Origin of the sequence: Frateuria sp. YIM B11624 (assembly GCF_049727805.1) — a bacterium.
GTDB lineage: Bacteria > Pseudomonadota > Gammaproteobacteria > Xanthomonadales > Rhodanobacteraceae > Frateuria_A.
This window is the reverse complement of sequence record NZ_JBCNYA010000006.1, coordinates 1-23,909: the sequence shown is the minus strand read 5'-3', so window position 1 is coordinate 23,909 and position 23,909 is coordinate 1. Positions and strand designations below refer to the sequence as shown.

Genomic DNA, 23,909 nt, shown 5'->3' with positions numbered 1-23,909 from the left:
GATGGGCTCGCGCCGGGACTTGTGGCGCTTGCGGCGCAGGCAGGCTTGGCTATGCTCGGCTGCTTTGCCACTAGCGGAGCGCTTCCATGCGTCGACTTCTCCTGGCGGGCCTGGCCGCCTTCACCGCGCTGCCGGCGCTGGCGGCCACCCCGGCCGCACCGCTGGACCTGGAAACCATCATGGCCAACCCCGACTGGATCGGGCAGGCGGTGGAGTCGCCGTACTGGAGCGCCGACGGGCAGGCGATCTACTACCAGCTCAAGCGGGACGGCAGCGAAGTGCGCGACCTGTACCGCGCGGACCCGGCCACGGGGCGCAGCGAGAAGCTCGATCCGGCGGCGATGGCCAGGGCCGACGGCCCGGCGGTGTTCGACCGCACGCACCGCTACGCCGCGTTCATCCGGCACGGCGACGTGTTCGTGCGCACGCTGGCCGACGGCCGCACCGTGCAGGTGACGCAGACCGTCGAGGACGAATCGGCACCGCAGTTTTCCGCCGACAGCCGCGCGCTGCAGTACCGCTCCGGCAACGACTGGTACAGCTACGACCTGTCCCGCGGCGTCAGCGCGCCGGTGGCGGTGCTGAAGTTCGCCGACGACCCCGACCAGAAGAAGACCGACGCGCTGGAGGACGAGCAGCTGAAGCTGTTCTCCACCCTGCGCCAGCTCAAGGCCGACAAGGACGCCGAAAAAGCCAACGCCAAGGCGCTGGCCGCCGCCGACCCGGGCCGCGCGCCGCAGCCGTTCTGGCTGGGCGACAAGATCGTGGCGGTCGATACCGAACTCTCGCCCGACGGGCGCTGGCTGCTGGTGGTCACCCGGCCGAAGAGCTACGAGGCGGGCCGCCATCCGAAGGTGACGCACTACGTGAGCGACTCGGGCTACGCCGAGGGCGAGGACGCACGCGTCTACGTCGGGCGCAACGAACCGGCCGCGCAGTCGCTGCTGCTGCTGGACCTGCGCGCGCATCGGCACTACTCGTTGCCGACCGAGGGCCTGCCCGGCATCAAGGACGACCCGCTCGCCGACATCCGCGCGCAGACCGTCGCCGCACTGAAGAAGGCCGGCAAGGACGACGAGGCCAAGGCGCTGAAGGCGCCCGACGTGCGCGCGGTGCGCATCGTGTCCAGCGCCGAGGATGGCGGTGGCGGCGGCATCGTGTGGAGCGAGGACGGCAGCAACCTCGCCATCCAGCTTCGCGCGATCGACAACAAGGACCGCTGGATCGCCAGCGTCGATTTCGCCCGCCACGCACTGGTCAACCAGCACCGGCTGCATGACGACGCCTGGATCAACTGGAACTTCAACGATTTCGGCTGGCTCAAGGACGGCCGCACGCTGTGGTACCTGTCCGAGGAGAGCGGCTGGTCGCAGCTCTACGTCAAGCCGCTCGACGGCAAGGCGAAGGCGCTGACCCACGGCAGGTTCGAGGTGAGCCACCCGCAGCTGTCGCAGGATGGAAAGTGGTTCTACCTGCGCACCAACGAGGTGGCGCCCTACAGCTACGACGTCTACCGCGTGCCGAGTGCCGGCGGCGAGCTCGCCCGCGTCACGCAGTACCAGGGCATGGACGGCTTCGAACTGTCGCCGGACGGCAGCCGCCTGGCGGTGCTGCACTCCTCGCCCTACCGGCTCGACCAGCTGGCGGTGCAGCCGGCCGCGGGCGGTACCCCGCGCGAACTGACCCACACCATGAAGAGCGCGTTCACCGCACGCGAGTGGATCGCACCCAAGATCGTCGAGGTGCCTTCCAGCCATGGCGCCGGCGCGATCTACGCCAAGTTCTACGGGCCGGCCGAGGAAAGCGAGGTGTCGAAGCCCGCGGTGATCTTCGTGCATGGCGCCGGCTACACGCAGGACGTCACGCTCGGCTGGTCCTACTACTTCCGCGAGCAGATGTTCCACAACCTGCTGGTGCAGAAGGGCTACGTGGTGCTGGACATGGACTACCGCGCCTCCGAAGGCTACGGCCGCGACTGGCGCGATGCGATCTACCGCAAGATGGGCCACCCCGAGCTGGAGGACCTGCTCGACGGCAAGACCTGGCTGGTGAAGAACCACCACGTCGACCCGAAGCGTGTGGGCATCTACGGCGGCAGCTACGGCGGCTTCATGACCGAGATGGCGCTGCTGCGCGCGCCCGGCGAGTTCGCCGCCGGCGCTGCGCTGCGCCCGGTCAGCGACTGGCGGCTGTACAACCACGAGTACACCGCCAACATCCTCAACCCGCCGGAGCTGGACCCGCACGCCTACGACATCAGCTCGCCCATCACCTACGCCGACAAGCTAGCCGATCCGCTGCTGATCCAGCACGGCCTGATCGACGACAACGTGCTGGCGGCCGATTCGATCCGCCTGTACCAGCGTTTCATCGAGCTGCACAAGAAGAATTTCTGGATGTCGCTGTACCCGATGGAGCGCCACGGCTTCGTACACCCCGATTCCTGGCACGACGAGTACCGCCGCATCGACGAGCTGTTCGACACGTACGTCAAACCCGTCCGATAAGCATGGAGCCCATCCCCCTCCCGCCCGGGGGGGATGGGGCGCGCCTCCGGTGGCGCCGGGTGGCGCGTTTGCGCCGAATCCCCGGCTGGCCTTCGGCCGGGCGGGAGAGCGAAAGGCTTACGGCCAGACGGCGACCAGCAGCAGCGCGAAGCCGACCACCGCGATCAACGCGTGCACCACCACCAGCCACTTGGGCAGCGCCAGCCGGTTCCAGTGGTAGACCAGGTTCATCACGATGCCGCCGGCGGCGGCGATCAGGAACAGCAGCAGCCCCAGCTGCGCCATGCCCGGCAGGCCCACGGTGAAATAGTCGTAGACCAGCAGGGTGACGGCGGCGCCGGCGATGAAGCCGTGCCCCATCGCCAGCCAGGTCGGCGGATGCGGCTTGCCGGCGAAGCGGATGCCGGCCATCAGCAGGCCGCCCAGCGCGGTCAGCGCCAGCAGCACGGCCGCGGTACGCATGCTCAACATCGGTTCCATGACGCGCCCTCCTCGATTTAACGAAAGGATGGTCCGAGCGCATCCGTGATGCGCGCGTCAGGCCGAGAGCGGCATGCGCTCGAAGTAGCGCCCGGGCGACTGCCCGAAGCTGCGCCGGAACATCGCCACGAAGGCGCTGACACTGGCGTAGCCCAGCGCATCGGCAACCTGGCTGACTGCCTTGCCGTCGGCCAGCAGTTCCAGTGCATGGCCCAGCCGCGCCTGTTGCCGCCACTGTGCGAAGCTGGCGCCGGTCTCGCGGCGGAACAGGCGGCTCAGGTTGCGTGCGGACAGGCCGGCCCAGGCGGCCCAGTCCTCCAGGCTGCGGTCTTCCTGCGGGTGTTCCAGCACCGCGTGCGCGATGCGCAGCACGCGGCGGTCGCTGGGCAGGTTCAGTTGCGGCGGCAACTGCGGCGCGCGGCGCAGTTCGTCCAGCAGCACCGTCAGCAGGCGCTCCTGCGGCTCGTCCAGTTCGTCGAGCATGGTCCATTCGGAGGCGCGCAGCACCAGCGCGCGCATCAGGTCGTTGGCGCCCAGCACGCAGGTGTGGTCGGGCAGGCCGATGGCCGCCTGCGGCGCCACGAACACGCCCCAGCCGCACAGCGCCGAGGACATGCGCACGGTGTGCGGCTCGCCCGGCGGCATCCAGCCGACCCGCTGCGGCGGCAGCGCCCACGCACCCTCGCGCGTGCGGATGCTGACCATGCCGCGCTCGACATAGAAGAACTGCCCGCGCACGTGGGTGTGCCAGTCGCTCTCCTCGACGTGCGGCTGGTGGTCGCCGGAGCCGTCGACCAGGAAGGCGATCAGCGGCGGGCCGCCGGCGTTCTCGATGCGCTCGAACATGGCATCGCCGTGGGACATGGCGGATTCTCGACAAAATCTGACCGAATGACGATAACGCGCCATCGGCGTCGATACTAGCCTGATCTCCCCGACGTCCTGGATGCGCACGCCCGCGCATTCGCATCCGAGGAGAACCCCATGTCACGTCCGATCAGGAACCTGCCGACCGAACAGGCGCTGCCCCATTTCGTCGAGTGCGCCCGACGCATGCTCGATCCGGCCACGCCCGAGCCGTTGCGCCGCGAACTGGAACCGCAACTGCTGCGTCTGTTGCCGGTGGTGCAGGCGCTGGGCCTGTTCGAGTTGTTCGAGGTGCGCGACCCCGCGCTGGCCGCATTGCTGCGCGACGAGATGGCGACGCTCCGTGGCCTGTACGCGGCGGCCTGAGCCGCGCCGCTCAGGCCGGCAGGGCCATGGGTTCCAGTTCCGCCGCGATGCGCGCGAAGCTGGCCGCGGTGGCGTCGTCCTCCGGCACGAAGAAGAATCCGGTGGCGCCGTCGGCGCGGCCGTCGCGCAGCGGCATGCGCACCGAGTGCGCGCGCACGTCGCCGAAGTCCGGATGGAAGAAATGCGCGGTCCAGGTGCTCAGCGGCGCCAGCTGCTGCCGCTGCCACAGCTCGACGAAGTCCGGGCTGGCGCGGGTGAGCGCCTCGATCAGTTGGTCGAAGCGCGGGTCGTCCGGATGCGCCGCGTGGCTGACCCGGAAGATGCCCAGCAGGTTCAGCATGCCCGGCTCGAAGCAGGGTGCGTACAGCCGCCGTCGCGCCGGGTTCATGAACGCGTTCCACAGGTGGTTGTGCGCCAGCGGCCCGCGGAACTGGCCGAAGTCGTACAGGCGCTGCGCCATGCGGTTCCAGGCCAGCACGTCGAACACCGGGTCGACCACGAAGGCCGGCGCGCGATACAGCTCGAGCATGCCCTGCATGGCCGGCGGCAGCACCGGCGGCGCGGCCGGCGGCTCGGCCCGCGGCACGCCGGCGAGGGCGAACAGGTAGGCCTCGTCGGTGGCGTCCAGCGCCAGCGCGCGGGCGATGCGGCCCAGCGCGGCGGCCGACACGTTGATCGCGCGACCCTGTTCCAGCCAGGTGTACCAGGTGACGCCGACCGCCGCGAGGGTGGCGACCTCTTCCCGGCGCAGGCCCGGCGTGAGCCGGCGCCCGCGCGGCAGCCCGGCCGCCTCCGGTGCCAGCGCGGCGCGCCGCGCACGCAGGAAGGCCTTCAGCTCGGAGCGCTGCCGGGTCGGTTCCATGGACGGTTCCAGGGGGACGATGTTCGGGGTACCCGGCGCGGTCCGACGCCGGGTGGTAGTGAGAGTACCAGCAGTGCCGGCTGCCTTCCGCCAAGGCGCGCAGGCAACGTATGGTTGACGCTCCCCCCGTGCCGAACCGCGTGCAATGCGCGGACCGATGCCGGCTCCGCGAAGCCGGCATGTCACGCCGAGGCCCTGCCCGGCGTCCTCACCTGTATCGACAAGAACAAGGAGCATGCCGATGCCGTTGCTTCCCGTTTCCGTCCATTTGCCAGAGACCGACGCGCTCACCGATTTCGTCGTGCATGCGCAACTGATGCTGGACCCCGCCACGCCCGAGGCACTGCGGCGCGAGGCCGAGCCGCGCCTGCTCGCACAACTGCCGACCCTGCGTGCGCTGGGCGTGTTCGAGCTGTTCGCCATTCGCGATCCGGCGCTGGCGGCGCTGGTGCGCGACGAGCTGGCGACCCTGCGGGCTGCCTGAATCCTTGCCGGGACAATGATGGCTGCCATGATATTTGCCTTGACAAATATTCTCCGGGCAATAGAATGCGCGGCATGGTTTCCGACTCCCTCGCCTTCGCCCATCCCCAGGAAAGCCTGGGCGTCCTGCTCGGCCTCGTGCGTTCGGAGATCGTGCGCGCGATGGAGGCCGAGCTGGCGGCGCTGGGCGTCGACCTGCGCTTTACCCAGTTCCTGATCCTCAAGCGGCTCGCCCGGCTGGGCCCGATGACGGCCTCGGAACTGGCCCGCTCGGTCGAGCTCGACGGTGGTGCCATGACCCGGCAACTGGATCATCTCGAAGGCCGCGGCTACCTGCGTCGCTGCCCGCACGAACAGGACCGGCGCGCCCTGCGCATCGAGCTGACCGAGCAGGGCACGGCGTTGTGGGAGCAGCTCACCGACTGCAACGAGCGCGTGCTGGAAGCGGCGCAACGCTCGCTCAACGAAGCCGAGCGCAAACGCCTGCACGACTACCTGTCGCGCGTACTGCACGCACTGCGCGACAAAGACTGACCCTCACCCGGAATCCCGACACCATGCGTCTGCAATCCCTTGCGGCGGCCACCGCACTGACCCTCGTCCTGGCCGGCTGCGCCAGCAGCGGCGGCCTGCATCCGGACGGCAAGCTGCTCGACCCCTCCGCGCTGAAGGCCCAGCGCAGCCTCGGCGAAGGCGCGCTCACGCCGGCCGCCTGGCCGGGCCAGGCGTGGTGGAGCGGCCTGGGCGACCCGCAGCTCGACGCGCTCATCCAGGAAGCGCTGGCCGGCAATCCTGGCTTGGCCGCGGCCGACGCGCGCGCCCGCGCCGCGCAGGCGGCGGCCGGCGTCGCCGACGCCGCGCGCAAGCCGCAACTGGACCTGGGTGCCAGCGTGGCCGGCGCCAAGCCGCCCTCGGGCCTGCTCGGCGCCGACGCGCACTTCTCGGTCGCCAAGTTTGGCTACCTCAGCTTCAACTGGGGCCTGGACCTGTGGGGCGGCCAGCGCGCCGCGTGGGAGGCCGCACTGGGCCAGGCCCGCGCGGCCGAAGTCGAGGCGCGCGCGGCGCGCATCGAGCTGTCCGGCAACGTCGCCCGCGCCTACGCGCAGCTCGGTTACGCCTTCGACCAGCACGACCTGGCGCAGGCCGAGCTCGATCGCGCCGGCAAGGCGCGCGAGCTGACCGCGCAGCGCGTGCGCGCCGGCCTCGACAGCCAGCTGCAGCTCAAGCAGGGTGACGCCGAAGTGGCCAGCGCGGAGCAGCAACTGGCGGTCGCGCAACGCGCCATCGATGCCGCGCGCTCGGCGCTCTCGGTGCTGCTGGGCAAGGGTCCGGATCGCGGGCTGGACATCACACGCCCGCAGCCGCTGGCACCCGACGCGCTCGCCGTGCCGGAGAACCTGCCGGTCGAACTGCTCGGTCACCGCGCCGACCTGGTCGCCGCGCGCTGGCGGGTCGAGGCGAGCGGCCACGACATCGCCGCGGCTAAGACCGAGTTCCTGCCCAACGTGAAGCTGGGCGCCATGGCCGGCCTGCTCGCCATGGGCGGCAACCCGCTGCTGCGCGCCTCCTCGCTGTTCTACCAGGTCGGGCCTTCGCTCAGCCTGCCGATCTTCGACGGCGGCCGCCTGCGCGCCAACCTCGCCGGCAAGGATGCGCAGTACGACCTGGCCGTGGCGCAGTACAACCAGACCCTGGTCGGCGCGCTCAACGAGGTGGCCGACGACTACGCCGCGCAACAGTCGCTGGTGATCCAGGTGCAGGCGCAGCAGCGCGCGCTGGATGCGGCCAACGACGCCTGGCGCCTGGCCGAACAGCGTTACCGCGCCGGCGTGGGCAGCTACCTGGAGGCGCTCAGCGTGCGCCAGCAGCTGCTCGTGGCCGAACAGCGCATGGCCGCACTCAAGGCGCAGCAGGTCGACCTTTCCGTGCAACTGATCCAGGCGCTCGGCGGTGGCTACCGTCCGGACGCCGCACATCAGACCGCTTCGACTTCTTCCACCCCCGCTCATTCCTGAAGGCTCTTCCATGTCCAGCCAGCCTGCTTCCCAACCGGTCGCCGCCGCTCCCGCGCCGGCCGCGAAAAACAAGCGCGGTTTCCTGCTGCGCGCGCTCGGCGTGGTGGTGCTGCTCGCCCTGATCGGCTGGGGCCTGTGGTACTACTTCGACGGCCGCTGGTACGAAGGCACCGACGATGCCTACGTGTCCGGCAACATCGTGCAGATCACCCCGCAGATCCCGGGCACCGTGGTCTCGATCGGCGCCGACGACGGTGACCGCGTCAGGGCCGGCCAGGTGCTGATCAAGCTCGACCAGAGCAATGCCGACGTGGCGCTGGCCGAAGCCAAGGCGAACCTCGCCAGCACCGTGCGCAAGGTGCGCGGCCTGTACAGCACCGTCAGCGGCGCGCAGGCCGACGTGGCCGCGCGCAAGGTGGCGGTGGCCAAGGCGCAGGCCGACTACGACCGTCGGCGCGACCTGGCCAAGTCCGGCGCGATCTCCGCCGAGGAACTGGCGCACGCCCGCGACGAACTGACCGCCGCGCAGAGCGCGCTGACCGCCGCCACTCAGCAGTACCAGACCAGCAAGGTGCTGGTCGACGACACCGTGGTCGCCTCGCATCCGGACGTCCAGACGGCCGCGGCGAAGCTGCGCGCCGCCTACCTGGACGATCTGCGTACGACGATCGTGGCGCCGGTCGACGGCTATGTCGCCAAGCGCGCGGTGCAGCTGGGCCAGCGTGTCGCGCCGGGCACGCCGCTGATGGCGGTGGTGCCGCTGCACGAGGCGTGGATCGACGCCAACTTCAAGGAAACCCAGCTCACCCACATGCGCATCGGCCAGCCGGTGGAGATTCATGCCGACGTCTACGGCGGCGACGTGACCTACAAGGGCATGGTCGAGAGCCTGGGCGTAGGCACCGGCAGCGCCTTCTCGCTGCTGCCGGCGCAGAACGCCACCGGCAACTGGATCAAGATCGTGCAGCGCGTGCCGGTGCGGGTGGTGTTCACCGATCCGGGCCAGTTGGACAAGCATCCGTTGCGCATCGGCCTGTCCACCGACGTCACCGTCGACCTGCACAACCAGCAGGGCGCGATGCTGGCGCCGGAGCCGCCGACCAAGCCGGCCTTCAGCACCGAGGTGTACCAGAAGCAGCTGGAGCAGGCGGATGGCCTGATCGGCCAGATCATCCACGCCAACATGGCCGGCAGCGGCCGCTGACCCACTCGTAGGAGCGCCCCGGATGCGACCGGCCACGGTCGCGCCCGGGGGTGCTCCTACACGAGAGCGAACTCTCCGCGATGACTACCCAATTCCGTCCGCCCAGCATGGCGATCACCACGATCGGCATCTCGCTGGCCACCTTCATGCAGGTGCTGGACACCACCATCGCCAACGTGTCGCTGCCGACCATCGCCGGCAACCTCGGCGTGAGCGTGAACCAGAGCACCTGGGTGATCACCTCGTTCGCCGTCAGCATGGCGATCTCGCTGCCACTGACCGGCTTCCTCACCCGCCGCTTCGGCGAGATCAAGCTGTTCATCTGGTGCACGCTGCTGTTCGCGCTCACCTCGTTCCTGTGCGGCGTGTCGCAGAACATGGAGATGCTGATCCTGTTCCGCGCCATCCAGGGCGCGGTGGCCGGCCCGATGTACCCGATCACGCAGAGCCTGTTGATCTCGATCTACCCACCGGCCAAGCGCGGCATGGCGCTGGCGCTGCTGGCGATGGTCACGGTGGTGGCGCCGATCGCCGGCCCGATCCTGGGCGGCTGGATCACCGACAACTATTCCTGGCCGTGGATCTTCTTCATCAACGTGCCGATCGGCATCTTCGCCAGCGTGGTGGTGGGCAACCAGATGCGCGGCCGGGTCGACAAGACCGAGCGGCCCAAGGTCGACTACGTCGGGCTGATCACGCTGATCATCGGCGTGGGCGCGCTGCAGGTCGTGCTGGACAAGGGCAACGACGAGGACTGGTTCAACTCCACCTTCATCATCGTCACCAGCATCGTCTCGGTGATCGGCATCGCGATCTTCCTGATCTGGGAACTCACCGACAAGGATCCGATCGTCGACCTGAAGCTGTTCCGCCACCGCAACTTCACCTACGGCACGATCGCGCTGATCCTGGCGTACGCGGCGTTCTTCGCGATGAGCCTGCTGATGCCGCTGTGGCTGCAGCGCAACCTCGGCTACACCGCGACCTGGGCGGGTTATGCTACCGCGCCGATCGGCGTGTTGCCGGTGCTGCTGACCTTCTTCGTGGGCAAGTTCGCGCCGAAGTTCGATCTGCGCGCCGTCGCCTCGGTCGCCTTCCTGGTGCTGGGCGTGACCTGCTTCATGCGCTCGGATTTCTACATCGGCATCGACTTCTACCACGTGGCGCTGGTGCAGTTGATCCAGGGCCTGGGCGTGGCGCTGTTCTTCATGCCGATCCTGACCATCCTGCTCTCGGACCTGCAGCAGAACGAGATCGCCTCCGGCTCGGGCCTGGCCACCTTTCTGCGCACGCTGGGCGGCAGCTTCTCCGCCTCGATCACTACGCTGTTCTGGGAACGCCGCGCAGTGGCCCACCATGAGCAGCTGGTCGAGCACGTCACCGCCTACGACCCGACCACCCGCGCGGCGATGGGCGCGATGGGCGACCCACAGACCGCCGCGGCAATGATCAACCAGATGGCTACCCAGCAGGGTTACCAGATCTCCTTCAACGAGGTCTTCCACGTGCTCGGCTGGATCTTCTGCAGCCTGGTACTGGTGATCTGGCTGACCCGCCCGCCGTTCATCGCCAAGGCCGGTCCGGCGGCCGGCGGCGGACACTAAAAAAGAAGGCGCCCTCGGGCGCCTTCTTTTTTCCAGGGCGGACTGAAGCCCTGCGTGCCAACCGGTTTTCAGAGATCGAAGCCCACGCCGACCAGCGCCATCGTCTCGCCGCGGTTCGGTCCGTTGAGGCCGCCGTTGGAAATGTGGCGGATCTGCAGGCTCAGGTGCTCGCCCTGCCAGCCCAGGGTGCTGACGAACTGGTAGTGGCTCGACAGCGCCTGGGTGGTCTGGTTGGTGCCGGCCAGCTGGAAGCTGAAGAACAGCGGGCGGTACCAGGCGTCCGGCGCGCCGTAGTGGAAGCGCGCGCCGGCGGCCAGCAACGCCACCGAGTGGCTGGTGTCGAACTCCGCATGGCGGTAGCGGTTGACGTCGCGGCCGTTGATCCAGCCGGCGGAGATGTCGGGCGACCAGTCCAGCCGACCGCTGCTGCCGATGGCATGCGGCGCGAAGGTGGTCTCGATGAAAGCGGTGTTGGCGCCGTGGGCGTCCATGTAGCTGCGCCCGCCCTGGATTTCCAGGTGGGCGGCGGCGGCCGGCAGGGCGGCGGTGGCGAGCAGCAGTGCCAGCGCACCGCGCAGACGCGAAGAGGCGGAAAGCATGGGGAGCCTTTTTCGGTGGGGAGAGGTTTGTGTACTCGATAGTTTACTTTATCTCGCGATGACCGGGTGAAGCGCGCCGTGCATGGTGGCGAACGCTGTGTCGCGCGCGTGGCAAAAAGGAACACGACCTGGGCTGGGTCGTCCGCACTCCCTGGTGCTCCTTGCCCGGTCTTCCTGACGGCACCCAGCGACGGCCGTCCACCTCGCAGGCGGTTCGCGGCCCCGGACGCAGGACGGACGGGAGGCGCCGCCCCGCAGCTTGACGGCTAATTTAATCCGGGTAAATTATGCACCCTTCGCTTCCGGGGTTTTCCATGCATCCGCATGCCAGCATTGCCTGCACTGCCTTCGACGGCCACCGCCTGCTCGCCTCCGGCCCCTGCGCCGAGGTGGCGCTGGCGGTCAAGCGCGCGCTCGGTGCCGGCGCCGCCGGCCCCGTGCAGGTGTTCGACGACCGCAGCGGCCGCCCAGTCGAGTTCGATTTGCGCGGTAGCGAGGCTGAGGTACTGGCGCGCCTGCAACCCCCGCCTGTCGCGCCACGCGGTCCCGGCCGCCCCCGGTTGGGCGTGATGCCCCGCGAGGTAACTCTGATGCCCCGCCACTGGGACTGGCTGGCCGCGCAACCCGGCGGTGCCTCGGCGGTGCTGCGCCGACTGGTCGAACAGGCGATCCGCGAGGGCGGTTCCGCGCAGCGCGCACGCGAAGCTTCCGAGGCGGTCGACCGCTTCATGCTGGCAATGACCGGCAACCTGCCCGATCACGAGGAAGCCAGCCGTGCGTTCTGGCGAGGCGAACGCGAACAATTCGCCCGACTCACCGGCGGCTGGCCGGCGGACGTGCGCGATCACCTGCGTCGCCTCGCCGCCATCGCCTGGGACGAGGCCGGCGGCACCCGGCCCGGCGCATTGCGCGTCCCTTGACGCTACTGCGGCCAGCGCCGCACGAGGAACGAACCATGCTGTCCCCGACGACGAGCCGCCCGGCGGCGCCGGCGCTTCGCGCCAACCGCGACTTCCGCCTGCTGTTCGCCGGCAGCGCGGTATCGGTGCTGGGCGACCAGTTCACCCTGGTCGCATTGCCGTGGCTGGTGCTGCGGCTGACCGGCAGTGCGGCAACGCTCGGCCTGGTGCTGGCGGCGATGGCACTGCCGCGGGCGATCCTGATGCTGGTGGGCGGCGCACTGGTCGACCGGATGTCGGCGCGGCGCGTCCTGCTGCTGGCGCGCAGCATCAACGCGGTACTGGTCGCACTGCTGGCCGGCTTGGCGCTGACCGGCGGCGTCAGCATGCCCGTGGTGTACGCCATCGCTCTGGGCATCGGCGTGGCTACCGCCTTTGCCTATCCCGCCGGCTCGGCGCTGCTGCCGCAAGTGGTGGTGCCGGCGCAGCTGTCCTCGGCCAACGCGCTTTTCATGGGAATGCGCCAGCTGAGCATGTTCATCGGCCCCGCACTCGCCGGTCTGGCGATCGGCATGCATGCCGGTCAAGCCGCGGCCGAGGCGCGGCGGCTCGGCCTGGCGTTCGCGATCGACGCGGCCAGCTTTCTCGTCTCGCTCGGCTCGTTGTGGCTGATCCGCGGTGCCGCTCAGGGCCAGTCGCGTCCACGCATGAACGGTGTGCTGACCGACGTGGCCGCAGGCCTACACCAGGTCTGGACGGACCTGCCGCTGCGGGCGTTCATGCTCTATGCGGCCGTGGTCACCGCATTCGTCGGCGGGCCGATCCAGGTCGGCCTGCCGGTGTTGGCCAACAGCCGCTTGGACCTGGGCGCTGCGTCGCTCGGCCTGCTGATGACCGCCAACGGCGGCGGCATGCTGGTGGGAGGCTTCCTCTCTCGCGTGGTGGCGCGCGCGGCGAACGGGCGACTGGGCGTACTGGTTCTGTGCATGGACACGCTCGCCGGCCTCGCCCTGGCTGCGCTCGCGCGGGTGCACAGCACGTCTCACGGCGCGCTGCTGCTGGCCGGCGTGGGCGTGCTGGCGGGTATAGCGCAGATCGCCATCGTCAGTTGGATCCAGCAGCGCGTGCCGGCGGCCATGATGGGTCGCACGATGAGCCTGTTGATGTTCACCTTCATGGGCATCGGGCCGGTGTCGGCGGCCTTGGCCGGCAGTCTGCTGAAGCTGATCTCGCTGGGTACGCTGTTCGCCGGCGCCGGGCTGGGCCTGAGTGCGATCGCCCTCGGTTGCCTGGCCAGCCCGGCGTTGCGTGCAATCGGCTCGGCGCGCGCGGACGGCGCCGGCCTGAACGCTTAGCTGGCCATCTGCTGCTTGCCCAGCGCCTTGAGCCGCTTCTTCTCCTCGCGGCGCTGCCTGCGAGCAGCCTTGCGGATCTTGCGGTCGTAGCCCCACAGGTAGATCGCCGGCGTGCTGAGCAGGGTCAGCAACTGCGACACCAGCAGGCCGCCGACGATCGCGATGCCCAGCGGCTGGCGCATCTCCGAGCCGATGCCGAAGCCGATCGCCAGCGGCAGCGCAGCGCCCATCGCCACCAGCGTGGTCATGGTGATCGGGCGGAAGCGCACCAGCGCAGCCTCGCGGATCGCATCGGGCGGCGCGAGCGAGCGCTCGCGCTGGGCGACCAGCGCGAAGTCCACCATCAGGATCGCGTTCTTCTTGACGATGCCGATCAGCATCAGGATCGCGATGATTGCCATCAGCGAGAGCTGCGTCTGGGTCACCAGCATCGCCAGGAAGGCGCCCATGCCGGCGGCCGGCAGCGTCGAGAGGATGGTCAGCGGATGGCCCAGGCTCTCGTAGAGGATGCCCAGCACGATGTACATCGCCACGATCGAGGCCAGCAGCAGGATCATGCCGTTGGACTTGGCCTGCTGCAGCTGCTGGTTGGTGCCGGTGAAGTCCACCCGCATGCCGTCGGGCAGGTGCACGGCGAAGGCCGCCTGCTCGACCAGCTTGACGCCGCGCGCCTGGTCCACGCCCTTGTCCAGGTTGTAGGTGACCGTCGCCGCTTCCAGCTGGTTGTGGTGGCGGATGCGCATCGGCGCGATGTTCGGCTCGATCTTCGCCAGCGCCGACAGCGGGATCATCTGCCCCTTGCTGTTGCGCACGCGGATGTTGAGCAGCGACTGCGGGCTGATGGTTTCGGCGCCGGCCGAGGTCAGCACCACGCGGTACTGGTTGATGTCCGAGTAGATCACCGAGACCGGGTTCTGCCCGAACGAGTTGTACAGCGCCGAGTCGACGTCGCCCAGGCTCACGTGCAGGCGGCCGGCGGCCTCGCGGTCGACCTTCAGCAACTGCTGCTTGCCGACCTGGTCGAAGTCGCTGCCGACGTCGCGGAACTCCTTCATGTCGCGCAGCCGGTGCACCAGTTTCAGCGTCCACGGCTGCAGGTCGCCGCCGTTGTCGCTGACCAGCTGGAACTCGTACTGGCCACCCTTGTCGCCGCTGCCGCCGCCGCCGAGGAACTGCGCGACGCTGAGCTCGACTTCCACGCCGGCGATCTTGTCCAGCCGCTTGGACAGGCGCTCGACCACCTGCTTGGCGCCGATCTGGCGCTCGCCCGGCCGGTCGCCGCGTGGCTTGAGGTCCATGAACATCTGCCCGGAATTGCCGACCGCGCCGGTCCCGGCGCCCTGCCCGCCGAGCATGACCAGCATGTCCTCGACCGCCGGGTCCTCCTTGATGATCTTGGCGACCTGCAGCACGCGGTCGGTCAGCAGCGCCGGCGAGATGTTGGCATCGGCGGTGATCTGCGCCTGCAGCTGGCCGGTGTCCTCGTCGGGCATGAAGGTGCCGCCGGCGGTCTTGCCCACGGCCACGCCCAGGACCACGGTCAGGATCAGCAGGATCAGCGGTTGCCAGCGCATCAGCCGGCGATGGTGCATGGCCCAGTCCAGCGCGCGCTCGTAGTGCCGGAGCAGCGCGCGGTCGAAGTTCTCCACCGCGCGCTCGATGCGGCCCGGGGGCGGCGGATTGGCCGGCTCCGCGGTGAGCAGGCGGCCACAGAGTGCCGGCGTGAGGGTGAGGGAGACGATCGCCGAGATCACCACCGCGGCGGTCAGCGTCACCGAGAACTCGCGCAGCAGCATCACCAGCATGTTGTTGCCGAACAGCAGCGGCGCGAACACCGCCACCAGCGACAGCGTGATCGACACCACCGTGAAGCCGATCTCGCGCACGCCGGTCAGCGCGGCCTGCAGCGGCGGCATGCCGTGCTCCATGTGGCGCACGATGTTCTCGATCACCACGATCGCATCGTCCACCACGAAGCCGATGCACAGCACCAGCGCGACCAGCGACAGCGTGTTGAGCGTGTAGCCCAGCGCCCACATCGCCACGAACGCGCCGGCCAGCGACAGCGGCACGCTCAGCGTGGCGATCAGCGTGGGCCGCAGCCGGCGCAGGAACACCAGCATCACCAGCACCACCATCACGATGGAGATCAGCAGCGCCACTTCGACTTCATGCAGCGCCGACTTGGTGGTCTGGGTGAGGTCGAACACCGCGTTCATCTGCAGGCTGGCCGGCAGCGACGCGCGCAGCTGCGGCAGCTTGGCGCGGATCGCCTCCACGGTCGCCACCGCGTTGGCTTCCGGCCGCTTGCTGATCTGCAGGCCGACGGTACGGGCGCTGCCGCTCGCGTCGGCGAACCAGGCGGCCTGGTACTTGTCCTGCTGGCCGCCGTAGATCCGCGCCACGTCCGACAGGCGCACCGGCACGCCATGCTTCATCGCGATAAGCAGACGGGCGAACTCGTCAGGAGTCTGCAGTCCGTCGCTGGCGGTGACCGTCATCTGCGTGCGGCCGTCGCTGAGCGTGCCCTGCGGCGAGGTGACGTTGGCCGCGCGCAGCGCGTTGGCCACGTCGTTGGCGGTCAGGTCCTTGGCAGCAAGGGCGGCGGTATCCAGTTCGATGCGCACCGCGTGCGGCGTGCCGCCGAACACCTGCACCTGGGCCACGCCGGGAATCTGCGCCACCGCGGGCTTCAGCAAGGTGTCGGCCAGGTCGAACAACTGATCCTGGGGCATGCCCGAGGAGGTCAGCGTGATGAACAGGATCGGGATCTGCGAGGTGTCGAACTTGAAATACTGCGGCGGGCCGGGCATGCCCGAGGGCAGGTCGGGCGCGGCGGCGTTGATCGCCGCCTGTACGTCGCGCGCGGCGCTGTCGGCGGTGCGGTCGAAGGTGAAGCGCACCATGATCGAGGCCTCGCCTTCGCGGGCGTTGCCGTACATGTCGTCGACGCCGGGGATGCGCCCCAGGTGCCGTTCGAGCGGCGCGAGGATGGTGCTGGCCATGGTCTGCGCGCTGGCGCCGGGCTGGCTGGCCACCACGTACACGCCGGGGAAGTCCAGCGACGGCAGCGCCGCCACGCCGAGCAGCAGGTAGGCCCAGAAGCCGGCCAGGGTCAGGCCCAGGGCCAGCAGCGAGGTGCCGATCGGGCGGCGGATCAGGGGAGCGAAGATGTTCACGGGGCGTCCGTACCGCGGGGAAGGTGCGCGCGCGTCGCCGCGCCGGGGGCATCAGCGTAGCGCACGGCCGGCGCCCGGTTCGTGGGCCAGAGGATGGGCAGGGTCATGCCCCACGTTATGCCGTGCCCGTACCGGCCGGTGGATGTGCCTGAAGTCCGGCCCCTGCCGAAAGGCAGGGCCGTAACCGTGGTTACGTGGCAAGGCTTCCCCCATCCGCCTGCCGGCACCTTCCCCCGCCCGCGGGGGAAGGCTCACTCGGGGATCCCCCGCCGCTGGTCCTTCCCCCGCCTGCGGGGGAAGGTGCCCGAAGGGCGGATGGGGCGGGCTTGCCGGGAGTTCACTCCCCGGGCGTGTAACGCACCGTCAGGTACCAGCTGCGTCCCGGCTGGTTGAAGTAGTACACGGTTTCATAGCGACGGTCGAAGGCGTTGGCCAGCCGCGCCTCGACCTGCCAGTCGCGCGCGAACGCGTAGCTGGCGCGCAGGTCGGTGGTCGCGTAGCCGCCGAGCCGGTGCAGGTTGGCCAGGTCGTCGTAGCGCGCGCCCGCGGCCAGCAGAGTGGCGCCCACGCCGAAGGCACCGAAGCGGCGGTCCAGTTCCAGCCGCACCGTCCGCTCGGGGCGGCGCGGCAACAGGTGGCCGTCATTCGCGCTGCCGTCGCGGTTCTCCGGGCGCTGCAGGGTCAGGTAGCCCTCCACCCGCCAGTCGGCCAATACCGTGCCGGCCTGTGCCTCCAGCCCGCGGATGCGTGCACGGCTGATGTTGCGCGGGAAGTAGTTGGCATCCAGCGAGATCAACTGGTCGATGCTGGTCTGGTACGCATTGAGCGCCCAGTGCCAACCGGCCTGCTGCTGGGACAGGCCCAGTTCGGCGCTGCGCGAGGTCTCCGGCTGCAGATCCGGGTTGCCGCTGCCATAGGGGTAGTACAGGTCGTTGAAGGTCGGTGCATGGAAGGCGCTGCCCCAGCTGGCCGACAGCTTCAGTCCATGGTCGAACGCGTAACCCCAGGCGGCCGCGCCGGTGGTGTGGCCGCCGAACTGCTGGTTGTCGTCCCGGCGCAGCGAGAGCTGCAGCTCGTGCGGGCCGAAGCTGCCCTGGTACTGCACGTAGCCGCCGGTATCGTTGCGCTGGTCGGCGAGGTAGCCGGTATCGCTGGACAGGTGCTCCTGCTGCCAGTCGATGCCGAGCGTGAGCAGCTGGTTGTCGGCCAGGCTCAGGTCGTTCTGCCAGGACGCCTGGTTGCGCCGCGAGTCGCCGTAGCGCAGGAACGTGCCGTCGTTGTAGGTGCGCTGTTCGTCCAGGCTCTGCCCGGCTGCCAGGGTCACCTTCCATGCCGGTAGCGGGTCGAAGCCAAGCCGCGCGCCGGCGACCTGCTGCAGGTTGTGCAGCTGGTTGCCGTACGGCGCGCCGTCGTATTCCACGTGACTGGCGCTGCGCAGCCAGGTGGCGGCCAGCTCCGTGCCGTTGTCCCAGCGGTAGCCGGCGTTGGCCAGCGCATTGCGGTTGCGGTAGGCGTCCGCGTCCGGCTCGTCGGTGAAGCAGCCGGCGAAGGCCTCTGCCGCGCCGACCCGGCAGGCGTTGATGCCGCGGGTGTACTGGCCGCCGATGCTCAGGTTGTACCAGGCATGCGTATCGCCGCCGGCCAGGCCGAACTGGCCGTCGGCATAGCCGCGGCTGCCGGTACCCAGCCGCAACGAGGGCGCCAGGCCACCGTCGTGCGTTCCATGCCGGGTGAAGATCTGGATCACACCGCCGATCGCGTCGGCGCCGTAGAGGCTCGAGCGCGGCCCGCGTACCACTTCGATCCGCTCGATCTGGTCCAGCGGCAGTTGGTCGAAGGCGGGAATCCCCGCACTCACCGTGCCCACGCGCACGCCGTCGATCAGCAGCAGCGTGTGCGAGGAGTTGGTGCCGCGCAGGAACAGCGAGCTCTGCTGGCCCAGCCCGCCGGACTGGACGAAGCTCACCCCGGGCAGGCCCTGCAGCAGGTCGATCAGCGACACCGGCTGCAGGCGGTCGATGTCCTCGCGGGTGATCACGCTGACCGACGACAACGCGTCGTCCACCGTGATCGCGGTGCGCGTAGCGGTGACGATCACCGGCGCCAGTGCGGCCGGATCGGTGGCATCGGCCGCCAGCGCGGCAAACGTGCTGCCGCACAGTGCGGCGGCGAGCAGGGTCTTCTTCATAGATGTGCGTCCCTCGGCCGCGCGCCCACGCACGGCCATGCGATGGATGAACTGGCCGATCGCGGAGGGAAAGGGGAACGACGGGCAGGCGCGGGCCGTGCACGAGGTCCGGCCCGCCCACCGCAGGTCCACCAGGTAATGCTTCGGGCCGGTCTCCGGGCTCGCGGGTGCAGGCGCTGGACCTGCCGGAGCGGCGCCTTCCCATGCGCATGGCACAGTGGCTTGGGACCGTCCCTTCGACTCGCTTACCGTTGCGGGGGCAGCGCCGGCCTTGTTGTGCATCGCACAACGCACCGGCTTCCCGTTTCATCCCCCGGCTGAATGCCGTGGGACACCCGAAACGGGTCGAATCTTACCGAAAAAACGGGCCACGTTTGGTTTATTTCGGAATCGCCTTGCGGCGGTTGGACCGCAAGTTTTTTCTTTGCGGCAATTGCTAAGAAAAAGTTGACATTGCGTTAGCCATGGCGGTAGGTTGCCCCAGCGAATCACCGTGGTTGCGTGGTTTGCGAGCGACGGGGAACGCTGGGGCGAGACCGACGAGCGGTTACTGGACCGTATCTCGGGCAACAGGAAAGCGTCTGTCGTTGTTATCCGGTGTGCGGGCCCTCGGGCCATGCCTATCTGGTTTTTACATGACTCGTCTAATGGGTCGATCTGGGGAGATCTCTCGATGAATAAGCGTTACATGTCGCGCGGGGCGTTGCCTCGTCGCACTGCACTGACGGTCGCGATGGCCATGGGTCTTGGCTTTACCGGCCTCGCCTTCGGTCAGGCCACCACCGGCAGCATCTTCGGTACCGCGCCGGCTGGCGCCGGCGACACCGTCATGGTCCAGGGCGCCAACGGCACCACCCGCGAAGTCGCGGTGGATGCGGATGGCCGTTACTCGGTCACCGTGCCGGTCGGTCGCTACACGGTCACCCTCCGCAAGGATGGCCAGGTGCTCGCTACGCAGGAGAACGTCGGCGTTTCTCCGGGCGGTGGCACCAACGTGCCCTTCACCGCCGCCAGCGCGGAAAATGCGCAGAACCTCGGCGCCGTGCAGGTGGTCGCCAGCGCGTTGCCCGCCATTGACGTGACCAGCGTCAACTCCAGCACCATCATCACCGCGGCCGACCTGGCCAAGCTGCCGGTCACCCGCAGCGCCGAGTCGATCGCGCTGCTGGCGCCGGGCACCGTCAAGGGCAGCAGCTACTTCGCCAACGCCGTGTCCTTCAGCGGCTCGAGCGTGTCCGAGAACGCCTACTACGTGAACGGCTACAACACCGGCGAGCCGTATCGCAATATCGGCGGCTTCCAGCTGCCCTACGGCGCGATCGACCAGCAGGAAACCCTCACCGGTGGCTACAGCGCCAAGTACGGCCGTTCCGACGGTGGCGTGATCAACCAGATCGGCAAGCGCGGCACCAACGAGTGGCATTTCGGCGCGCAGGTCGTGTGGGAGCCGAAGTTCCTCGAGGCCAGCCCGCGCAACAACTACTACGGCAACCCGGCGATTCCCGCTCCGGTTCCCAACAGCACCAGTCCGGACGGCTTCACTCACTACGAGTTGGAAGACCCTTCCAAGCCGGGCACGCTGCACCAGTACCGCAATGACAACAAGCAGTGGGAAACGGTCTACTCCGCGTATGTCGGTGGCCCGCTGATCAAGGACAAGCTGTTCATGTTCTTGGCGGCGGAAACCAGCAAGACGCAGGCGACCAACGTCGAGATCATCTCGGCCGGCAAGGTCCAGTACAACGAAGACCGCAACACCAAGTTCTACGGCAAGTTGGACTGGAACATCACCGACAACAACATCTTCGAGTTGACGACGCTCAACAATCGCCAGACCACCGGCATGGGCACGACGTACAACTACGATTACGACACGCTGCAAGCGACGACGTTCAACTCGAACAATGACGTGACCCGGGACAACGCCCAGTTCTACATCGGTCACTTCACCAGCTACATCACCGACAACGCCACGCTGAGCATCCTGTACGGCAAGGCGAACTACCAGAACCCGACCACTTACGGCAACACCAGTCCGCTGCCGTACATCTCGCGGCCGTACAACCAGAACCCGGCCTACCTGCCGCCGGGCACCGGCGCCAACGGCATCGTCAACGATCAGACCAACATCCAGTGGTTCTCCGATTCGGCGAAGCTTTCCTCGCGTAGCCTGCGCGTCGACTTCGATTATCGCCTGGGCGACCACGACCTGGCGGTCGGTATGGACAACGTCAGCTACGGCGCCAAGAACCAGGGCCCGAACCAGCAGAACCCGTTCAATCCGGCGATCAACTACTACTGGCGTTACCTGACGGGCAATCTGGTGCAGAAGCGCGAGATCGGCTGGCAGACCAGCATGACGCTGTCGCAGAAGGCCTGGTACGTGCAGGACACCTGGCAGGTGACTCCGTCGTTGCTGCTGAACATCGGCGTCCGCAACGACCACTTCACCAACTACAACAACGTCGGCGTGGCGTTCGTCGACGAGAAGAACCAGTGGGAACCGCGTATCGGCGTGAGCTGGGACGTGAATGGCGATTCCACGTTCAAGGTGTACGGCAACGTGGGTCGTTACTACCTCGCCCTGCCGCAGAATGCGGCGGAGCGTGCGGCGAACACCTCGACCTACCTCACCACCAACTACACCTATACCGGCATCGACGAGAACGGCGTGCCGACCGGCATCAAGGCGACCGGGCCGACCACTTCGCCGGACGGCGAATTCGGCCTGCCGAAGGATGCCCAGCAGGTCACCGCGCGCAACCTCAAGCCGGAATACCTGGACGAGTTCATCGCGGGCTTCGACAAGCAGCTCAACGAGAACTGGACCTACGGCGCCAAGGCCATGTGGCGTGACCTCAAGAGCGCCATCGACGACGAGTGCTCGGCCTACCTGATCGCCGCCAAGATGGAGAAGATGGGGATCAACTCGGGCGACTACTCCGACTCGATCTACGGCCCCGCGTATTGCCGCCTGATCAACCCGGGCCAGACCAACAACATGCTGGTCAAGTCGAACGACGGCAGCACCAGCGTCCTCGTGCCGATGTCGATGCAGGACTGGGGTTACACCCAGGGCGTCAAGCGCAAGGTCGGTTCGTTGAACCTGTACCTGGAGCATCCGTTCGACGGCAAGTGGCAGGCGCGCGTCGACTACACCTACAGCCGCGGCTTCGGCAACACCGAAGGCCAGGTCCGTTCCGACTTCGGCCAGGGCGACGTGTCCAAGACCGAGGACTGGGATTCCTGGCAGCTCATGGACGGCCAGAACGGCGAGTTGATGAACGTCCGCAAGCACCAGATCCGCATCCGTGGCGCCTACCAGATCACGCCCGAGTGGCTGGTCTCCGCGACCTTGCTGGCCCAGTCCGGCGTGCCGAAGGAGTGCCTGGGTTACTACGGCACGGGTGAGGGCTACAACGGTCCGGGCGGCGAGGGCGATCCGTCGGGTTACAACGGCCTGGGTAGCGGCAACTACCACTGGTGCCATGGCGTCCGTATCCCGCCGGGCAGCGCCGGCCACACGCCGTGGACCAAGCCGCTCAACCTCGGTGTGCACTACACGCCGGCGTTCGCGGACCACAAGCTCGCGTTCAACCTGGACATCTTCAACGTGTTCAACGAGCAGAAGGCGGTCCAGACGGATCCGACCGGCGAGTCGGGCTACAACAACGGTCAGGCTCAAACGGACGCGGCCGGCAATCCGGCGCCGATTCCGGACGTCATCTCCATCAACAACAGCTACGGCGACCCGGTCTTCTTCGAGCCGCCGCGCACCATCCGCCTGTCGGTGACCTACGACTACTGATAGCGGAAGCTGATGTAGCCTTGAAAGCCACCGGTCGAAAGACCGGTGGCTTTTCTTTTGCCGCACCGCTTTGCATGGCAGCCTGCCCGAGGCTCGCAGGGCCTGCGTTCGCCGAGGCCATCGTGCACGATGGCGCCAGTCGGCTATTGCGTGGCGATGGATGCCGTTGGTTGCGCTGCCAGCGCGACGCGCAGAGGTTCCAATGGACCGGCATAGCGGCGCCACTGGTCAAGCCCGCGGGTATGGATCGACTCGCGCACCTGCGCGCTGCTCGGCGTCGCCACCGGCGCAGCGTTCCGCTCGGGGCGCAGGCATGCCTCCTCGGCAGCGAGCCCGCAATGCGCGAGTACCCGGCCGATCGTCGTCGCCGGATCGCGCACCAAGTCGGCGTACGGGACATCCAGCATGGCGCCGGGCATGGCGGCGTGCCAGTGACGCACCAGGCGCGCGTACTGTCCGTGGTAATGGGCCAGCGCCGCGAGGTCGTAGCTGTAGGGCGACACGTTGCCGAACATCGCCTTGAAATTGGAAAAGCAGGTATCCATGGGATCACGCACCATGTGCAGGATGGGCGCGTGCGGCAGGGCCTGGCGAATGAACGCGACAAGTTGGATGTTCGCAGGCAGCTTGTCGATGTAGAAGGCGCGATCCTGCGCGCGCCACTGGGTCTGGCGCAGGTAGCGGAAGCCCAGTTCCCGGTAATCGATCTCCGCGCTGCGCCCGATGATCCTGAGCAGGCCGCTGGCCTTGGCCGGAAGCACGTCGGCCACCCAGTGCAGCTGGCGCCAAAAATCGATGATCTCGCCGGCGGAGGCGACCTGTGAATGGCTGGAAAGGATGCGGTCGAGCAGAGTCGTGCCGGAGCGCGGCATGCCCACGATGAAGATGGGCGTCGGACCCTCGAAGGCGGCTCCCGTCGGCTGCGTGCCCGTTGGCGCCGGCAAACCGAGCAGGGCGTCGGTGACTGCCTCCTCGGCGGTGGCGTTGTACGGGTTGAGCTCGCGCATAAGCGCGTTGCAGCGCGCCAGCGCGGTCCAGGCCTCTTCGCACCGGCCGAGGTCGTCCAACGTCTTGAACGACGCGTACTCGAACTCGGCACGGACAAACGCCTCATCCGGACTGGTCGGCGTGGCGGGCAGCCGGCGAAGCTGTTCCTGCCACTGTTCCAGGCGATGGGACTCCGGCATCTGCCTGCGCAGGTTGGTCAGCACCATGGCGGCGTCGCCGAACTGCGGCCAGCGCGACAGGCAGTTCTCCAGCACGCTGCATGCCTTGTCGATGTCGCCGTCGAACTGCAGCAGCATGGCATAGAGGTGCAGGTCCTCCGGTGCATTCGCACCGGCCGCCACTGCCTTGTCCATCAGCCCCCTCGCCGTGTCTATCTCGCCGATCGCAAAGCGCAGGTTGGCTTGTGCGACCAGCAAGGCAGGCGGCGGCTCGGGCGCTAGCGCGAGCAGGTCCAGGCAGGCGCGCGCGGCGACGATTTCGCCGCG

Annotated in this window: 17 protein-coding genes and 1 riboswitch; of the genes, 10 read left to right on the top strand and 7 right to left on the bottom strand. The window is 68.4% G+C overall.

Annotated elements, in window-relative coordinates; translation table 11 throughout:
* Window positions 1–86 precede the first annotated feature (86 nt).
* Entirely contained in the window at window positions 87–2,507 is a 2,421-nt protein-coding gene (locus AAIL17_RS04245; protein WP_424681576.1) for a prolyl oligopeptidase family serine peptidase, read from the top strand.
* A 117-nt stretch (window positions 2,508–2,624) separates the two neighbouring features.
* Here the strand turns inward: AAIL17_RS04245 and AAIL17_RS04240 are convergent, their stop codons facing one another.
* Window positions 2,625–2,987 carry a hypothetical protein gene (locus AAIL17_RS04240; RefSeq protein WP_424681575.1) on the bottom strand — a complete coding sequence of 121 codons (363 nt, stop codon included), beginning with the start codon at window positions 2,985–2,987 and terminating at the stop codon, window positions 2,625–2,627.
* A gap of 57 nt (window positions 2,988–3,044) precedes the next feature.
* Window positions 3,045–3,851 (bottom strand): AraC family transcriptional regulator, encoded by an 807-nt coding sequence (locus AAIL17_RS04235; protein ID WP_424681574.1) that lies wholly within the window; start codon window positions 3,849–3,851, stop codon window positions 3,045–3,047.
* 120 nt (window positions 3,852–3,971) lie between these two features.
* On the opposite strand from AAIL17_RS04235, the gene AAIL17_RS04230 reads away from it, so the two are divergent.
* Entirely contained in the window at window positions 3,972–4,220 is a 249-nt protein-coding gene (locus AAIL17_RS04230) for a hypothetical protein (protein WP_424681573.1), read from the top strand.
* A gap of 10 nt (window positions 4,221–4,230) precedes the next feature.
* On the opposite strand, the gene AAIL17_RS04225 is transcribed toward AAIL17_RS04230, so the two are convergent.
* A complete protein-coding gene (locus AAIL17_RS04225) occupies window positions 4,231–5,082 on the bottom strand; it encodes a helix-turn-helix transcriptional regulator (protein WP_424681572.1) in 852 nt (283 codons plus the stop codon).
* Window positions 5,083–5,323: 241 nt separating this feature from the next.
* Between AAIL17_RS04225 and AAIL17_RS04220 the strand changes: the two genes are divergently transcribed.
* From AAIL17_RS04220 to AAIL17_RS04200, 5 genes are all read left to right on the top strand, one after another.
* Window positions 5,324–5,566, top strand: a complete 243-nt coding sequence (locus tag AAIL17_RS04220; RefSeq protein WP_424681571.1) for a hypothetical protein — start codon at window positions 5,324–5,326, stop codon at window positions 5,564–5,566.
* A 74-nt stretch (window positions 5,567–5,640) separates the two neighbouring features.
* Window positions 5,641–6,099 carry a MarR family winged helix-turn-helix transcriptional regulator gene (locus AAIL17_RS04215; protein ID WP_424681570.1) on the top strand — a complete coding sequence of 153 codons (459 nt, stop codon included), beginning with the start codon at window positions 5,641–5,643 and terminating at the stop codon, window positions 6,097–6,099.
* A gap of 23 nt (window positions 6,100–6,122) precedes the next feature.
* Complete coding sequence (locus AAIL17_RS04210) at window positions 6,123–7,580, top strand: efflux transporter outer membrane subunit (protein ID WP_424681569.1); 1,458 nt, start codon at window positions 6,123–6,125, stop codon at window positions 7,578–7,580.
* A 10-nt stretch (window positions 7,581–7,590) separates the two neighbouring features.
* Window positions 7,591–8,784, top strand: a complete 1,194-nt coding sequence (locus AAIL17_RS04205) for an efflux RND transporter periplasmic adaptor subunit (RefSeq protein ID WP_424681568.1) — start codon at window positions 7,591–7,593, stop codon at window positions 8,782–8,784.
* A gap of 80 nt (window positions 8,785–8,864) precedes the next feature.
* Entirely contained in the window at window positions 8,865–10,388 is a 1,524-nt protein-coding gene (locus AAIL17_RS04200; protein ID WP_424681567.1) for a DHA2 family efflux MFS transporter permease subunit, read from the top strand.
* A 68-nt stretch (window positions 10,389–10,456) separates the two neighbouring features.
* Here AAIL17_RS04200 and AAIL17_RS04195 read toward each other — a convergent pair whose 3' ends face one another.
* Window positions 10,457–10,987, bottom strand: a complete 531-nt coding sequence (locus AAIL17_RS04195) for an acyloxyacyl hydrolase (RefSeq protein WP_424681566.1) — start codon at window positions 10,985–10,987, stop codon at window positions 10,457–10,459.
* Window positions 10,988–11,301: 314 nt separating this feature from the next.
* Here AAIL17_RS04195 and AAIL17_RS04190 point away from each other — a divergent pair, with 314 nt between their 5' ends.
* A complete protein-coding gene (locus tag AAIL17_RS04190) occupies window positions 11,302–11,907 on the top strand; it encodes a DUF2239 family protein (RefSeq protein ID WP_424681565.1) in 606 nt (201 codons plus the stop codon).
* A gap of 35 nt (window positions 11,908–11,942) precedes the next feature.
* Window positions 11,943–13,241, top strand: coding sequence for an MFS transporter (locus tag AAIL17_RS04185; protein WP_424681564.1), 1,299 nt, complete (start codon window positions 11,943–11,945; stop codon window positions 13,239–13,241).
* Here the strand turns inward: AAIL17_RS04185 and AAIL17_RS04180 are convergent.
* Both AAIL17_RS04180 and btuB read right to left on the bottom strand, forming a co-directional pair.
* Window positions 13,238–16,420 carry an efflux RND transporter permease subunit gene (locus tag AAIL17_RS04180; RefSeq protein WP_424681563.1) on the bottom strand — a complete coding sequence of 1,061 codons (3,183 nt, stop codon included), beginning with the start codon at window positions 16,418–16,420 and terminating at the stop codon, window positions 13,238–13,240. The genes AAIL17_RS04185 and AAIL17_RS04180 overlap by 4 nt on opposite strands.
* Before the next feature lie 337 nt (window positions 16,421–16,757).
* Complete coding sequence (btuB, locus tag AAIL17_RS04175) at window positions 16,758–18,608, bottom strand: TonB-dependent vitamin B12 receptor (RefSeq protein ID WP_424681562.1); 1,851 nt, start codon at window positions 18,606–18,608, stop codon at window positions 16,758–16,760.
* A 129-nt stretch (window positions 18,609–18,737) separates the two neighbouring features.
* A riboswitch (cobalamin riboswitch) is annotated at window positions 18,738–18,962 on the bottom strand.
* Between the two features lie 319 nt (window positions 18,963–19,281).
* On the opposite strand from btuB, the gene AAIL17_RS04170 reads away from it, so the two are divergent.
* Window positions 19,282–22,416, top strand: coding sequence for a TonB-dependent receptor (locus AAIL17_RS04170; RefSeq protein ID WP_424681561.1), 3,135 nt, complete (start codon window positions 19,282–19,284; stop codon window positions 22,414–22,416).
* 143 nt (window positions 22,417–22,559) lie between these two features.
* Here AAIL17_RS04170 and AAIL17_RS04165 read toward each other — a convergent pair.
* A partial coding sequence (locus AAIL17_RS04165) for a tetratricopeptide repeat-containing sulfotransferase family protein (protein ID WP_424681560.1) occupies window positions 22,560–23,909 on the bottom strand: 1,350 nt, incomplete at its 5' end.

Bases quoted from the DNA above. Each gene is read 5' to 3' on its own strand.
- AAIL17_RS04245 (WP_424681576.1), top strand. From the start codon at position 87: ATGCGTCGACTTCTCCTGGCGGGCCTGGCCGCCTTCACCGCGCTGCCG.
- AAIL17_RS04240 (WP_424681575.1), bottom strand. From the start codon at position 2,987: ATGGAACCGATGTTGAGCATGCGTACCGCGGCCGTGCTGCTGGCGCTG.
- AAIL17_RS04235 (WP_424681574.1), bottom strand. From the start codon at position 3,851: ATGTCCCACGGCGATGCCATGTTCGAGCGCATCGAGAACGCCGGCGGC.
- AAIL17_RS04230 (WP_424681573.1), top strand. From the start codon at position 3,972: ATGTCACGTCCGATCAGGAACCTGCCGACCGAACAGGCGCTGCCCCAT.
- AAIL17_RS04225 (WP_424681572.1), bottom strand. From the start codon at position 5,082: ATGGAACCGACCCGGCAGCGCTCCGAGCTGAAGGCCTTCCTGCGTGCG.
- AAIL17_RS04220 (WP_424681571.1), top strand. From the start codon at position 5,324: ATGCCGTTGCTTCCCGTTTCCGTCCATTTGCCAGAGACCGACGCGCTC.
- AAIL17_RS04215 (WP_424681570.1), top strand. From the start codon at position 5,641: ATGGTTTCCGACTCCCTCGCCTTCGCCCATCCCCAGGAAAGCCTGGGC.
- AAIL17_RS04210 (WP_424681569.1), top strand. From the start codon at position 6,123: ATGCGTCTGCAATCCCTTGCGGCGGCCACCGCACTGACCCTCGTCCTG.
- AAIL17_RS04205 (WP_424681568.1), top strand. From the start codon at position 7,591: ATGTCCAGCCAGCCTGCTTCCCAACCGGTCGCCGCCGCTCCCGCGCCG.
- AAIL17_RS04200 (WP_424681567.1), top strand. From the start codon at position 8,865: ATGACTACCCAATTCCGTCCGCCCAGCATGGCGATCACCACGATCGGC.
- AAIL17_RS04195 (WP_424681566.1), bottom strand. From the start codon at position 10,987: ATGCTTTCCGCCTCTTCGCGTCTGCGCGGTGCGCTGGCACTGCTGCTC.
- AAIL17_RS04190 (WP_424681565.1), top strand. From the start codon at position 11,302: ATGCATCCGCATGCCAGCATTGCCTGCACTGCCTTCGACGGCCACCGC.
- AAIL17_RS04185 (WP_424681564.1), top strand. From the start codon at position 11,943: ATGCTGTCCCCGACGACGAGCCGCCCGGCGGCGCCGGCGCTTCGCGCC.
- btuB (WP_424681562.1), bottom strand. From the start codon at position 18,608: ATGAAGAAGACCCTGCTCGCCGCCGCACTGTGCGGCAGCACGTTTGCC.
- AAIL17_RS04170 (WP_424681561.1), top strand. From the start codon at position 19,282: ATGAATAAGCGTTACATGTCGCGCGGGGCGTTGCCTCGTCGCACTGCA.